This is a genomic window from Pseudomonas sp. FBCC-B1667, from assembly GCF_059133255.1.
On the sequence record NZ_CP101437.1, the window covers coordinates 6,857,555 to 6,872,037 of the forward strand.

Annotated in this window: 11 protein-coding genes; 8 read left to right on the forward strand and 3 right to left on the reverse strand. The window is 59.2% G+C overall.

The window, feature by feature from the left end; genetic code table 11:
* The first annotated feature begins 58 nt into the window (after nt 1–58).
* Nucleotides 59–2,830: a DNA polymerase I gene (gene polA / locus NL116_RS31705; protein WP_494375465.1), complete on the forward strand. Its 2,772-nt coding sequence runs from the start codon at nt 59–61 to the stop codon at nt 2,828–2,830.
* 300 nt (nt 2,831–3,130) lie between these two features.
* Here the strand turns inward: polA and yihA are convergent, their stop codons facing one another.
* On the reverse strand, nt 3,131–3,772 hold the full coding sequence (gene yihA / locus NL116_RS31710; protein WP_494375466.1) for a ribosome biogenesis GTP-binding protein YihA/YsxC: 642 nt from the start codon (nt 3,770–3,772) through the stop codon (nt 3,131–3,133).
* Nucleotides 3,773–3,963: 191 nt separating this feature from the next.
* On the opposite strand from yihA, the gene NL116_RS31715 reads away from it, so the two are divergent.
* From NL116_RS31715 to NL116_RS31745, 7 genes are all read left to right on the forward strand, one after another.
* Nucleotides 3,964–4,254, forward strand: coding sequence for a c-type cytochrome (locus NL116_RS31715; protein ID WP_027926152.1), 291 nt, complete (start codon nt 3,964–3,966; stop codon nt 4,252–4,254).
* 46 nt (nt 4,255–4,300) lie between these two features.
* Entirely contained in the window at nt 4,301–4,912 is a 612-nt protein-coding gene (locus NL116_RS31720) for a c-type cytochrome (RefSeq protein WP_027926153.1), read from the forward strand.
* Between the two features lie 200 nt (nt 4,913–5,112).
* Nucleotides 5,113–5,754 (forward strand): thiol:disulfide interchange protein DsbA/DsbL, encoded by a 642-nt coding sequence (locus NL116_RS31725; protein WP_494375467.1) that lies wholly within the window; start codon nt 5,113–5,115, stop codon nt 5,752–5,754.
* Between the two features lie 13 nt (nt 5,755–5,767).
* Nucleotides 5,768–6,646, forward strand: coding sequence for an endonuclease/exonuclease/phosphatase family protein (locus NL116_RS31730; RefSeq protein WP_494375468.1), 879 nt, complete (start codon nt 5,768–5,770; stop codon nt 6,644–6,646).
* Nucleotides 6,643–8,664: a diguanylate cyclase gene (locus NL116_RS31735; protein WP_494375469.1), complete on the forward strand. Its 2,022-nt coding sequence runs from the start codon at nt 6,643–6,645 to the stop codon at nt 8,662–8,664. Before NL116_RS31730 ends, NL116_RS31735 begins: the two co-directional genes overlap by 4 nt.
* Nucleotides 8,665–8,766: 102 nt before the next feature.
* Entirely contained in the window at nt 8,767–9,546 is a 780-nt protein-coding gene (locus NL116_RS31740) for an N-acetylmuramoyl-L-alanine amidase (RefSeq protein ID WP_494375470.1), read from the forward strand.
* A 75-nt stretch (nt 9,547–9,621) separates the two neighbouring features.
* A complete protein-coding gene (locus NL116_RS31745; protein ID WP_494375471.1) occupies nt 9,622–11,235 on the forward strand; it encodes an EAL domain-containing protein in 1,614 nt (537 codons plus the stop codon).
* Nucleotides 11,236–11,242: 7 nt separating this feature from the next.
* On the opposite strand, the gene NL116_RS31750 is transcribed toward NL116_RS31745, so the two are convergent.
* Nucleotides 11,243–13,033, reverse strand: coding sequence for an ATP-binding protein (locus tag NL116_RS31750; protein ID WP_494375472.1), 1,791 nt, complete (start codon nt 13,031–13,033; stop codon nt 11,243–11,245).
* Nucleotides 13,034–13,043: 10 nt separating this feature from the next.
* Entirely contained in the window at nt 13,044–14,390 is a 1,347-nt protein-coding gene (algB, locus tag NL116_RS31755; protein ID WP_494375473.1) for a sigma-54-dependent response regulator transcription factor AlgB, read from the reverse strand.
* Nucleotides 14,391–14,483: the final 93 nt, after the last annotated feature.

Below are 14,483 nucleotides of genomic sequence, written 5' to 3' on the forward strand. Positions count from 1 at the left end.
TGTCGTCAACGGTCCCGCTATTCTAGCGCCGGCCCCGCCGAAAAGGTTGATCCTGCTCATGAGCCAAGCCCCCCTCGTCCTGGTGGACGGTTCTTCTTACCTGTACCGCGCCTTTCACGCCCTGCCGCCGCTGACCACTTCCAAAGGTTTGCCGACCGGTGCGGTCAAAGGTGTGCTGAATATGCTCAAGAGTCTGCGCAAGCAGTACCCGGACAGTCCCTTTGCCGTGGTGTTCGACGCCAAAGGCGGGACGTTCCGCGACGAGATGTTCGCCGAGTACAAGGCCAACCGCCCAAGTATGCCCGACGACATGCGCGTGCAAATCGAGCCGCTGCACCAGAGCGTGATCGCTTTGGGCTTCCCGCTGCTGTGCGTCGAAGGTGTCGAGGCCGATGACGTGATCGGCACCCTGGCCCGCAGCAGCGCGGCAGCGGATCGCCCGGTGATCATCTCCACCGGCGACAAGGACATGGCGCAACTGGTCGACGGCCACATTACCTTGGTCAACACCATGACCGGTAGCAGCATGGACGTGGAGGGCGTGAAGGAGAAATTCGGCGTCGCTCCCGAGCAGATCATCGATTATCTGGCCCTCATGGGCGACTCTTCCGACAACATCCCGGGCGTTCCGGGCATTGGCCCGAAGACCGCTTCCGGCCTGTTGGTGGGCGTAAATGGCGGCCTGACCGAGCTGTATGCACAGCTCGACATCGTCCCGACCCTGCCGATTCGCGGCGCGAAAACCCTGCCGGCCAAGCTTGAAGAGCACAAGGAGATGGCCTTCCTCTCCTACCAACTGGCAACCATCAAGATCGACGTGCCGCTCGACATCGAACTCGATGACCTGCAAATGGGCAAGCCGGATCATGACAAGCTCGCTGAGTTGTACACCCTGCTGGAGTTCAAAAGCTGGTTCGAAGACAACCAGCGCGACGCCAAGCGCTCCGGGCAGGAAGTGACCGCGCCGGTAGTTGAAGAAGTCGCCGCCGAGACCGAACTGAAGTACACCACTATTCTGACTCAGGCCGATTTCGACCTGTGGATGAAGAAGCTCAACGACGCCAAACTGATCGCCTTCGACACCGAAACCACCGGCATCGATGCCCAACAGGCGCAATTGGTTGGCCTGTCTTTCGCTGTACAAGCCAACGAAGCGGCCTACATCCCACTGACCCATTCCTACATGGGCGTGCCGGATCAACTGGACCGTGACACCGTACTTCGTGCGCTGAAGCCAATTCTGGAAGACCCGAACAAGCTCAAGGTTGGCCAGCACGCCAAGTTCGACATGAACATCCTGGCCAACTGCGCCATCGGCGGTGATCAGAGCTGCGGCATCACCGTGCGGGGCATCGCTTTCGACACTATGCTCGAATCCTACGTGCTGGATTCCACCGCGACCCGTCACGACATGGACAGCCTGGCGCTCAAGTACCTGAATCACACCACCACCAGTTTTCAGGACATCGCCGGCAAAGGCGCCAAGCAGCTGACCTTTGACCAGATTTCTCTGGAGCTGGCCGGGCCTTACGCCGCCGAAGACGCCGACGTGACCCTGCGCCTGCACCAAACCCTGCAGGAAAAACTCAACGCCATCCCGAGCCTGAGCAAAGTCCTGAGCGACATCGAAATGCCGCTGGTGCCGGTGCTGGCGCGGATCGAACGCCAGGGTGCGTTGGTCGACGCCAACCTGCTGGGCATTCAGAGCGTGGAGTTGGGCGAGAAGATGGTCGCACTCGAGCGTGAGGCATTCGCCATCGCCGGGGAAGAGTTCAACCTCGGCTCGCCCAAGCAATTGGGCGTGATCCTGTACGAAAAACTCGGCCTGCCGGTGCTCAGCAAAACGGCCAAGGGCCAGGCCTCCACAGCCGAAGCAGTATTGGCGGAACTGGCCGAGCAGGATTTCCCGCTGCCTAAGGTGCTGATGCAGTACCGCTCGATGAGCAAGCTGAAAAGCACCTACACCGACCGGCTGCCGGAGCAGATCAACCCGCGCACCGGGCGGATTCACACGTCCTATCATCAGGCTGTCGCGGCGACCGGACGTTTGTCGTCCAGTGATCCGAACCTGCAGAACATTCCGATCCGCACCGCCGAAGGCCGTCGTATTCGTCAGGCGTTTGTTGCACCTACAGGCTACAAATTGCTGGCGGCGGACTACTCGCAGATCGAACTGCGGATCATGGCCCACCTGGCCAAGGACGAAGGCTTGCTGCACGCCTTCCGCAATGACCTGGACGTGCACAAAGCCACCGCCGCCGAAGTTTTCGGCGTGGAACTGGCCGACGTCACCACCGATCAACGCCGCAGTGCCAAGGCGATCAACTTCGGCTTGATCTACGGCATGAGCGCGTTTGGCCTGGCCAAGCAGATCGGCGTGGATCGCAAACAGTCTCAGGCCTACATCGACCGTTATTTCGCCCGTTATCCAGGCGTGCTGCAATACATGGAGCGCACGCGCGCCCAGGCGGCCGAGCAAGGTTTCGTTGAAACGATCTTCGGCCGTCGCCTGTACCTGCCGGAAATCAACGCGAAAAACCCGGCCTTGCGCAAAGGGGCCGAGCGCACCGCGATCAACGCCCCGATGCAAGGCACGGCGGCGGACATCATCAAGAAAGCCATGGTGGCTGTGGATAACTGGCTGACGTCATCAGGGCTCGACGCCAAAGTCATCCTTCAGGTGCACGATGAATTGGTGCTTGAGGTGCGTGAAGACCTGGTGGATCAGGTTCGCGAAGAAATTCGTGTCCACATGAGCGATGCGGCGAAGCTGGACGTGCCGCTTCTGGTTGAGGTTGGGGTCGGAAATAACTGGGATGAGGCTCACTGAGCCGTCTAAACAGGCGTTTTCTGCTGCGGCATAGTGCCGCGGCAGAAAAACAGGGAGCACCATTATGTCGAAAAATGCTTGGCCTTATTTCCAATGGATTTGGAACTTCTTCGGAACTAATTCCGTCAACCGCCACTCAGAGTTACTGAATGGCTGGTGAAGCCCTTCGATGCTCCTATGTTGTGTTAAGTGTTGGCAGATATCTGGACCCCGCCCTAGCGGTCCGGAACTTGGACCCCGGAACTTCCCCCTCCCCATAGAAGTCCGGGGTTTTTTTTGCCCGCGATTTGCCTGAACGCCTTACTCGGCAATCTCGGAACCCTTGTCCGCCAGCTCCATCCAGCCCGCCAGTACAGTGTAGGCGTCTTCCAGGCCCAAGCGTTTTGGCGCCGAGAACAACTGGATACTGACCGCATCCCCCCAGCCCTTGCGGATATCTGCCTGAACTTTGAGCAAGACGTTTTTCGCTGCGCCGTACGTCAACTTGTCGGCTTTGGTCAGCAAAATATGCATCGGCATGCCGGCGGCGACGGCCCAATCAAGCATCAACAGGTCGAAGTCGGTCATTGGATGACGGATGTCCATCATCAAGATCAGGCCTTTCAAACTCTCGCGACCGCCCAGGTACGCTTCCAGGTGACGCTGCCAGTGCAGCTTCAACGGAATGGGTACTTTTGCGTAACCGTACCCCGGAAGGTCGACCAGACGACGATCATCGTCTAGCTTGAAGAAGTTCAAGAGCTGCGTGCGCCCCGGCGTTTTCGAGGTTCGCGCAAGACTGGCGTGCGTCAGGGTGTTCAGCGCACTGGACTTGCCGGCGTTGGAACGGCCCGCGAAGGCCACTTCAAAGCCTTCATCGTCCGGGCATTGGTCGACTTTGGCAGCGCTGAGCATGAAGGTGGACTGTTGGCACAGGCCGAGGATGGGATTCTTGAGTTGCATGGGATTTCCGATGTGGGCGGCGCCGGGAATGGACGCGGCAAGCGGTGTCGTTTCCGTTTCAGTGACGCCAGTATATAATGCCGCAGATTTTGTGTGCGCTTTGTCCCAGCGTAGGATGAAGTTCACGAGAGCGATTGACCTTGATTGCGCATTAGAACGCAGAACGCTCTCAACCCTGAAAAGGTCGTTTTATGACGAAATGGCTGCTAGCTGCCGGTGTCTTGATACCGCTTTACAGCGCTCAGGCTACACAGGATCCGGAAGCTGTGTACAACCGTGTTTGTGGTGCCTGTCATTCCGGCCAACTCCCCATGGCGCCCCAAAAAGGCGATCAGGAAGCTTGGACGCCGAGGTTGGCGAAAGGTATGGAGACGCTGGTGCAACACGTGACCCAGGGTTTCAAGGCGATGCCGCCGCGTGGTTTGTGCATGGACTGCAGTGCCGAGGATTACCAGGCCATCATCCACTGGATGAGCGAGTGATCCCGGTCCATAACTCTTTAACCCTTAGCCGTAGTTGGATTAGCTGATGAACAAATTGATCGTGAGTCTGCTGTTGACCGTGGGGATCTCCGGCATTGCCCATGCTGCAGGTGATGCGACTGCTGGTCAGGCGAAAGCCGCAGTATGTGGCGCCTGTCATGGCCCGGATGGCAACAGCATGGCGCCTAACTTTCCGAAACTGGCGGGTCAGGGTGAACGCTACCTGACCAAGCAATTGCACGACATCAAGTCGGGCAAGCGCACCGTTCTGGAAATGACCGGCCTGCTGACCAACCTGAGTGACCAGGACCTGGCTGATATCGCCGCCTACTTCGCCAAGCAGAACGGCAGTGTTGGCGCCGCCGACCCTAAAATCGTGGCTCGCGGTGAAGCACTGTTCCGTGGCGGCGACCTGGCCAAAGGCTTGCCTGCCTGCACCGGTTGCCACTCGCCGAATGGCGCAGGCAACGTCGCTGCCGGCTTCCCGCACTTGGGTGGCCAGCACGCTCAATACGTCGCCAAGCAGCTGACCGACTTCCGCAAGGAAGAAGGCGGACGCACCAACGATGGTGATGCCAAAACCATGCAGACCATCGCCAAACGACTGAGCGACGAAGATATCGCCGCCGTGTCCAGCTACATTCAAGGCCTGCACTAAGGCCCGTTGATCGAGCGTTGCGTGCGATGAACATCTCCTGCAACGTTAACGCTCGATTAATCCGTCGCAGCAAGTATAAAAAGGGTGGCTTAGGCCGCCCTTTTTTGTGGCCGCTGCCGTTACACTACAGAACTCAAGCCCGCCAGGACCTGTCTGAAAACAGGTCGCGCGAGGCGACCAAAATTGTCCAGGAGTAAAGCATGCGTAATCTGATCATCAGCGCCGCACTCGTCGCTGCCAGCCTGTTCGGCATGACTGCCCAAGCCGCCGAAGCACCCGCCGCCCCTTATGTCGAACTGACCAATCCGGTTCCGGTTGCCGTGCCTGGCAAGATCGAAGTCGTGGAGCTGTTCTGGTATGGCTGCCCGCATTGCTACGCTTTTGAGCCAGTGATCAATCCATGGGTCGAGAAGCTGCCATCCGATGTCAACTTCGTGCGCATTCCGGCCATGTTCGGCGGCCCTTGGGACGCACACGGCCAGATGTTCCTGACCCTGGAAGCCATGGGCGTCGAGCACAAGGTTCACGCAGCAGTGTTCGAAGCGATCCAGAAAGAACACAAAAAACTGACCACCCCGGAAGAGATGGCTGAATTCCTTGCCACCCAGGGCGTCGACAAGGACAAGTTCCTGGCCACCTACAACTCCTTCGCCATCAAGGGCAAAATTGTCCAGGCCAAAGAGCTGGCCAAGAAATATGAGATTTCTGGCGTACCCACCATGATCGTCAACGGTAAGTATCGTTTTGACGTGGGCTCTGCCGGCGGTGCCGAGCAAGCCCTGCAACTGGCCGATAAACTGGTCGACAAAGAGCGAGCGGCTAACAAGGCTGCCGCCAACTAAGCGAAGCACTACCATGCGCCGCTGGGGAACTGACCGCGTTGTTGGCCTGCATGATCCAAGGGTCAACGAACATCACCTGGAATCCACGGGCCTGCCCGCAGACAGTCGTCTGCGCTTGCTCAGTTTTAATATCCAGGTCGGCATCAGTACCGAGCGGTATCGGCACTACCTCACCCGGGGCTGGCAACACTTGTTGCCGCACTCCGGCCGTGCCGACAATCTGCAAAAAATCGGCAACCTGCTGGGCGACTTCGACTTGGTCGCCCTTCAAGAAGCCGATGGCGGCAGCTTGCGCTCAGGCTACGTCAATCAGGTCGAGCACCTGGCGCAACTCGGTGCCTTCCCCTACTGGTATCAACAACTCAACCGCAACCTCGGACGACTCGGCCAGCACAGCAATGGCGTGCTCAGCCGCCTGCGTCCGTGGGCGATTGAAGATCACCCGCTGCCAGGGCCCAAGGGCCGCGGGGCGATTCTGGTGCGCTTTGGCGAAGGTCCGGAGGCGCTGGTAGTGGTCATGATGCACCTGGCGCTGGGCGCTCGCGTGCGCAGCCTGCAACTGGCCTACATCCGCGAATTGATCGGCGGCTATAAACACCAGGTACTGATGGGCGACATGAACACCCATGCCAGTGATTTGCTGCAAAACTCTCCGTTGCGTGACCTCGGCCTGCTCGCGCCGCAACTGGAAGCGACCTTTCCCAGCTGGCGCCCGCAGCGCTGTCTGGATCACATTCTGCTGAGCCCGACACTGACCCTCGAAAAGGTCGAAGTGCTGGCGCAGCCCATTTCCGATCACCTGCCGGTCGCGGTAGAGATTCGTCTGCCGGGTTCGCTCACGGCTGATGCATTGCCCGCGTTGAGTCCTGCCCTTCGCGGATCCCATGAATGAGCGACGAAACACAGCGCTGGAAAGAGAAATACCTCAAAAGCATCGAACAACAGGAAAAGCTTGAGCGTCGCTGGGATGCACGGCTCGACCTGCTGCGCCGTGGGCTGGTGCGCAGTACGCTGGCGGCGGAGGGCACCGACCGCGCTGTCGACCAATGCATGAAAGAGATGCGCGAAGTCGTGCGCACCGATGACATGGATGCCGGCTTGGCAGCCCTGCTGCCGCGACTCGAAAAAGCCGTGCTCGATTCCGAACAGCGCCGTGAAACCCGTGTCAATCAAACCAGCGCAGCACTGACTGCGCTGGTCGCCCAGCTGCAATCGTTGCCGCTGCCTCGGGAAGTCAGCCGGCCGCTCAAGAGCTTTGCCAAAAAGCTCGATGGACGAGTCAGTCAGGCCCGTGAGATTCCGCTTCTGCTCAGCGAACTGAGTAGCCTGCAAGGCAAAGCCTTGAGGCAACTGGAGAACCCCGTCGAGCCTGGGCGGCCCGGTTTTCTGCAGAGACTGTTCGGTGGCCACGAAACGGATGAGGAAGTGCCGCAGGTCGTCGCTCCTGTCGTTCACGCATCGGCTGCACAGGCTGTGGAACGGGTTGTCGAGATGGCGCACACGGATGACGCCGATGAGGAAGAGGACGAGCTGCCAGTCGCACCGCCAGCGGCGCACAGCATCCATCCCACGGCGGTCACCCCTGAACCTCTAGAGACTCACGCACCGGCGCCCGCTCCGGAGGTGGTAGCGTTTGTCCCGCCTGTACTTCAGCCCGACATCGTCCCTGTGCCCGCGCCAAAATCACCAACACCGCCGAACGGTGAACACCTGGAAGCGCCCGCCCTTCCGATTCTTTCGCCAGCCACTCCGGTTCAACCAGCCATCAATCCTGATGAACTGACCCGGTCATCGACGCCTATTGATCCGGAGCAAACCGAACACGAGGACATCTTCTACGCCTTGCCCGACTCGCCAGAGCCGTCCTATAGCTCCGTCGCCAAGCACATCGAAGACACCTTGCTGGGCCTGCTCGATGACCTGACATTACCGGAACGTCACCGCCCGCAAGCCGAAGCGATGCGCGATCGCCTGCAAAATGGTCTGAACTGGTACGAATTGATCCCGATACTCGACGATCTGGCGACCTTGATGCTGGCGATCAATGACAGCGGCCAGCATGAATTCGAAGTCTATCTTCAGCAACTCAATGAACGCCTTGAGTCCTTCCAGAATAATTTGCAGGCGGCCAGCGAAGGCCACGCCGACAGCCGTTCTGCGGCGCGCCAGATGGATACGCAGATCCGCGAACAGGTCGACGGCCTGCAAAGCAGCGTGCAAGAAGCTGCAAACCTGGAAGACCTGAAAGTCGTTCTGGAGAACCACCTGGAAGGTCTGCTCGGCACCATGGATCACCACCAGAAGCAGCGCGATGAGCGTGAGCAGGAAGTGGCGGCACGCCTTTACAGTTTGGCCGAACGGGTGGCGCATATGGAGCAAGAGGCGCTGGGCTACCGTGAACATCTTGAAGAACAACGCCAGAAAGCACTGATTGATCCTCTCACCGGCCTGGCCAATCGCGCCGCCTGGAGCGAACGCCTGGATCACGAAATCGGTCAATGGCAGCGGCACGGCAATACGCTGTTGCTGGCCATGCTGGACCTCGATCACTTCAAAAGCATCAACGATAACTACGGCCATCTGGCGGGCGACAAGGTACTGAAAATCATTGCCAATGTGTTGCGCAAGCGCCTGCGGGGGACGGATTTCATCGCGCGATTTGGCGGTGAGGAATTTGTGCTCCTGATGCCCGGCACGGTGCCGGCAGTCGGTGAAAAACTACTGGAAACGTTGCGCGCGGCAATCGAAGCCTGCCCTTTCCACTTTAAAGGTGAACGGGTCATCATCACCATTTCCATGGGCTTTACCGCGTTCAAACCCGGCGAACATAGCGATATGACGCTGAAAAGAGCCGATCAGGCGTTGTATCGCGCCAAGCATGCCGGGCGCAATCGGGTGGAAGCTGGCTGACGGCCAATTGTTCCATTTTGTTTAAAACCGGCCATTTGCCGTCGGCACGCAAGACAGTACGTTACACTGTTGCATTACTGTCTTGCGTGTACGTCTCCTGCCATGAAATATCTTGCTCTCATCGTGTCACTGCTGCTGTTGGCCGCTTGTTCCAGCGGCCCGCGTATCGACACCAGCCACCCCTCGGCCAACTACGACAGCCGCATCCAGTTCGTGGTGGTGCATTACACCAATGCCTCGCTCGAGCGCTCGCTGCAACTGCTGACCCACGGCGAAGTCAGCAGTCATTACCTGATTGGCGACGACAAGGGCGCCACTATCTATAAGCTGATGGACGAAAATTTTCGCGCCTGGCACGCGGGCGAAAGCGAATGGCAAGGCCGGACCTGGTTGAACTCCAGCTCCATCGGCATCGAAATCGTCAACCCAGGCTTCAAAGACACCCCCACCGGGCGCCTCTGGTATCCCTATAGCGAAGACCAGGTGAAATCGTTGATCGTCCTGCTCAAGGACATCAGCAAGCGCTACAACATCAATCCACACGCGATCATCGGCCATAGCGATATCGCGCCGTTGCGCAAACTCGATCCCGGTCCGCTGTTCCCCTGGAAACGCCTGGCCGCCGAAGGACTGGGTGTCTGGCCCAACGAGCAGGCCGTGGCGCGCCAGCAGGCCCAATTCGCGATACAACTGCCGAGCATCAGCTGGTTTCAGGGGCAACTGGCACGACTGGGTTACGCCACGCCACAAACCGGTGAGCTGGACGTAGCGACGCGTCATGTGTTGGCGGCTTTTCAGATGCACTTCCGCCCTGCCCGATTCGACGGCACGCCGGATGCAGAAACCGCTGCGATCCTGCAGGTCCTGAATCAGACAAAATAATGACACCCGTCCGACAGTAAGAGCTTTTTCTCAATCAGCAGCTATAACTCATTGGTAATTCTTCGGATATCAATAATGGCTGCCGCACGAGAGACCCTCCGTAGCTGGTTCTATCGCCCCTGGTTTCTGGCGATACTGGCTGCTGCCCTCAGCGCAACTCTATTGATGACCGGCAGCCTGTTCGTCGCGATGCACCAGGTTGAACAGAACGAAAGCGGGGAGATGAATGCTCAAGGCGAGCGCTTTCTAGCCCGCCTGGAACAGCTGTTCGGCCAACTGCGCGAAAGCCTGGACGACCTCGAAGCCCAACCGCTTCGAGGCTGCGATGCCGAAATGATCGCCACGTTGCAACAGGTCAGCTTCAACTACCGCTTCGTTTACGAAGCGGCCTACATCGATGCATCACGCCTGTGCTCCAATCGTCCTCGCCAGGAAGGACTTTCGCTGCTGCGCCCGCCCGACATTCGAGGCCCCACCTACAGCTACTGGCTGAACACCACCACAGAACCGGATGAAAACCGCGCTGCCCTGATGCTCGGCAGAGGCAATTTCCGGGTGGCGACGTCTCGAGGGCATTTGACGGACATGGTCGACCTGACGCCCGGAAGCAGCCTGCTGGTGGTGCTGGACCACGGCACTCGCGCCATTCCCGTACTGGGCGCCGCCCAAGTCTGGCCACCGACGGAATCCTGGGCCCCCAAAAGCCGCGACGCACTGCAAGTCACGCAAAGCCGGTTGATTTACCGCATGCCGACCAACAACCCGGAATACCAATTGGTATTAATCACGCCGCGCACTGGCATGCACGTGCCAGCGGTTTGGTGGTGGCTGCTTCCGGCCAGTCTGGTGCTGGGCATCATTGTCGGATTTCTGGTGTTTCTTCTGGTTCGCCAGCGGCAGTCACTGGATGCCGAGTTGCATGGCGCCATACGACGTGGAGAGTTGCAGGTGTTGTATCAACCGATTTTCGATCTCGACAGTCGCAATTGCGTGGGTGCCGAAGCGTTACTGCGCTGGCGAAGGCCTGATGGCACGCTGACCAGCCCCGACCTGTTTATTCCAATGGCAGAAAACACTGGCCAGATCCGCCAGATGACCGATTTCGTCCTGCAGCGCTTGCTCGAACAATTGGGGCAACTGCTACGCGCCAATCCTCAGTTGTACATCTCGGTCAACCTGGCAGCGTGCGATGTAATGGTGCCGCGTATCGGCCAAGTGATGGCCCGCCTGCTGACGCTGCACCGCGTCGCGGCCAAACAAATTGCCTTTGAGGTGACCGAACGGGGATTGATCGATGTGGTGGTGGCCAGGGAAAACCTGCAAGCGTTACGCGATGTCGGGCATCAAGTGCTGATCGATGACTTTGGCACCGGCTATTGCAGCCTCGCCTACCTGCAAACCCTGCCGGTCGACTGCCTGAAGATCGACAAGGCGTTTATCGACGCACTGGGGCATGATGCCGCCAGCAGTGGCGTGGCACCGCACATCATCCACATGGCTCAAGCGCTGCAACTCAAAGTGATTGCCGAGGGCATCGAGCATGAAGCGCAGGCAGCGTTTTTAAGCAGTGAAGGGGTGAAGTTCGGTCAAGGCTGGCTGTTCGCGCATGCCTTGAGCTCCGTGCAGTTCATCGAACTGATTACCCGCGGCCGACGAATGAAAGGCCGGCGCCTGGATGACGAGGCGTGAAAACGCCTTACACCGCCAGCGCCATGTAGAACTGAGTACCCTGCCCCGGCCGCGAATAAACGCCCATCCGTCCGCCGTGCAGCTGCACGATTTCCTTGCACAGCGCCAGACCAAGTCCCGCGCCGCCCTTCTTGCGGCCGACCTGGACAAAGGGTTCGAAGATTCGCCCTTGCTGGCCGTAGGCAATTCCCTCGCCGTTGTCCTCGACACTGATAATCACCCGCTCGCCATGGCGCCGGGCCTGCAACCGGATCAGGCCTTCCCGTGCGGTATGGCGCAAAGCGTTGTCGATCAGGTTGTCGAGCACCCGGTCCAGCTGCGGTTGATCGGCCTGCAATCGGGGCAACGGCCCTTGCACCTCTAAGCGCAATTCGATGCCCTGCTCAGTCGCCGCCTCGGCAAAGCGGGCATGGGCCTGCGCCAAGAGTTCCTCGATGGAGCATGGGGCCAGGGTCAGTTTCTGCAAGCCGTTCTGGTAGCGAGAGAAGTTCAGCAGGTCGTTGATCAACTGCATCAGGCGCTGCATTTCTTCATTAACCGTATCCAGCAGGTCGGCTTCGCGAGAGTCCTGTGGAAATTTCGCCCGCTCTCGAAACAGACCGAAAGCCATGTGCATGCCGGTCACCGGCGTGCGCAATTCATGGGAAGCGCGTAAGACAAACTCGCTGCGCACCCGTTCGAACGCCCGCTGTTCGGTCACGTCATGCAACACCATCACCGCGCCGAGGATATGGCCCTGGGTATGGCTGACCGGCGTCAGGCTGTAAGTCAGCAGCCTCGATTCGCCGTCGACCTCGATACTCAAGTCTTCCGGCGCACGCTCCAGCGTGCCGCCCCGTAGCACCAGATTCAGCTGTTCATCCAGCTCGGGACGCTCAAGCGCCGCGCCGAGCCCTTGGCCGAGCCGATCGGTGTCCCAACCCAACTGACGCTGCGCCACTGGATTGAGGTGTTCGAGATGGCCGTCGCGATCGATCATCAATAGCCCATCGTCGATACTGTCGAGCACCGCTTGCAGCCGTTGTTGACCGGCGAGCAGCTCATCGATGTTGGTGGCCTGATGCTGACGCAATGCCTCGGCCATGATCCCGAAGCGCTTGGTCAGCAGGTTCAGTTCCACGGCGGAGGACACCGGCAGGGTCACCTCGAAATTGCCTTGGCCAATATTATCGGCGGCCTGGGCCAAGGCCTCGATCGGTCCGCCAAAACGTCGGGCAATCGCGTGGGCCGTCACGAAGCCGATGATCAGCACCGCCAATCCCACCAGACCCAGCAGGCCAGCTACCAGCAACGCGCGCTCCCGGGACTGACGTTCGGTGATGCTGATGTCATCCAGCGCACGCTTGTGCTCTGAGAGCAGACCGTTGCGCAAGGTATTGAATTTTTCCGTGAGGGCTTCGCTGCCACTCAGTACCTTGGTGGGCTCAGCGGCCTGAGCGTAGGCCTGAAGAAACTCTAGATAATCAACCTTGGCCTGTTTGAACCCGTACTGCCCACCATTACCGGCTTGCTCGAGGGCGATGCCCTCATCGAGCAACTGCACGTAGCGTTGCCTGGCCGCCTCGAACTTGACTGGGTCGGGTTTTTCGTTGGCCATGATCATCAATTGATCGCCGAGGGTCTGGCGTAATTTCAATCCCAGATCGAGCGTGACGAAGTTATTGCGAACGAGCGCCTCCTGGGACCCGGCCATCTGCATCACGCTGACCAGCCCGAGCATGAGCCCGAGCAGCGCCACGGTGATCAGTGCGGAGATACTCAGAAACAGCCGAGTACGCAGCTTCATCGCCAGTTTCATCGGAGCCAGCTCACAAGTTGTATTGCTTGCGTTTGCGGTACAGGGTAGAGGCATCAATGCCCAAGGTCTTGGCCGCTTGATCCAGCGTATCCGCCGTGGCAAGTACTGCACCGATGTGGGCTTTTTCCAATTCATCCAGGCTCAACGCCGCGCCAATGCGCGGCGCGCTGTTAACCGGGGTTTCGGCCATGCCCAAGTGGCTGATCTCGACCCGTTCCTGTGGGCAGATAATGCTCGCCCGCTCCACTACGTTACGCAATTCGCGAATATTGCCGGGCCAGCGATAACCCAGCAGCGCCTCGCGGGCCTCATCGCTGAAGGCCCGGGCCGGGCGTGCGTACTCCTTGACGAAACGAGCGAGGAAACGGTCGGCCAGGTTCAGGATGTCTTCGCGGCGTTCGCGCAGTGGTGGCAGGTGCAACGTGATGACGTTCAGGCGATAGAGCAAGTCTTCGCGGAAGCGACCGTCACGCACCATGTCTTCAAGGTTCAGGTTAGTCGCCGCGAGAATGCGAACATCGGCGCGGCGGGTCACGGGATCCCCCACCCGCTCGTATTCCTTGTCTTGAATGAACCGCAACAACTTGGGTTGCAATGTCAGCGGAAAATCGCCGATCTCGTCAAGAAACAGCGTGCCGCCGTCGGCCTGATTGACTCGCCCCAGTGTGCTTTCGCTGGCACCGGTGAAAGCGCCACGGCTGTGACCGAACAGTTCACTTTCCATGAGTTCGGCGGTCAGCGACGGGCAGTTGATCGTGACGCAGGACTTCTTCTGACGCTTGCTCCAACCGTGAATGGCCTGAGACAGCTCACCTTTACCGGTACCAGACTCACCCAGGATAAGAATGTTGGCATCAGTCCCGGCCACTTGGCGGGCAGTTTCAAGTACCACTTTCATCGCCGGGCTGTGGGAGTCCAGGCCATCCTTGGGTTTACGCACTTCACCTTCAAGCGCTTCCAGGCGAGCGGACAGTTGCCGCACTTCCAACTGTTTGGCGGTGGCCAGGCGCAATTGATCCGGGCTGCACGGTTTGACGAGGTAATCGGCAGCACCCGCCTGAATCGCATCGACTGCGGTGTCCACGGCCGAGTGCGCGGTGACGATCACCACTCGCATCCAGGGCGCTTGTATACGCATCTGCGCCAGCACATCCAGACCGTTGTCCTCACCCAGGCGCAAATCCAGAAAACACAGATCGAAGACCTGACGCTGCAACAAGGCATCGGCCTGCGCCGCGCTGTTCGCGGTGGAAACGCTATAGCCTTCGTCTTCGAGGCAATAGCGGAAGGTTCGCAGGATAGCGGACTCATCGTCTACCAACAGAATGCGGCCTTGATGCACCGTGGCTGATTCCATGTTCCCGCCCTCCTTTGATGATTGATCTTGGTTAGTCCCGGATAAATCGGGCAAGTTGCATGGTCGATTCTGATCCATTCCAGCGCTCGCAGG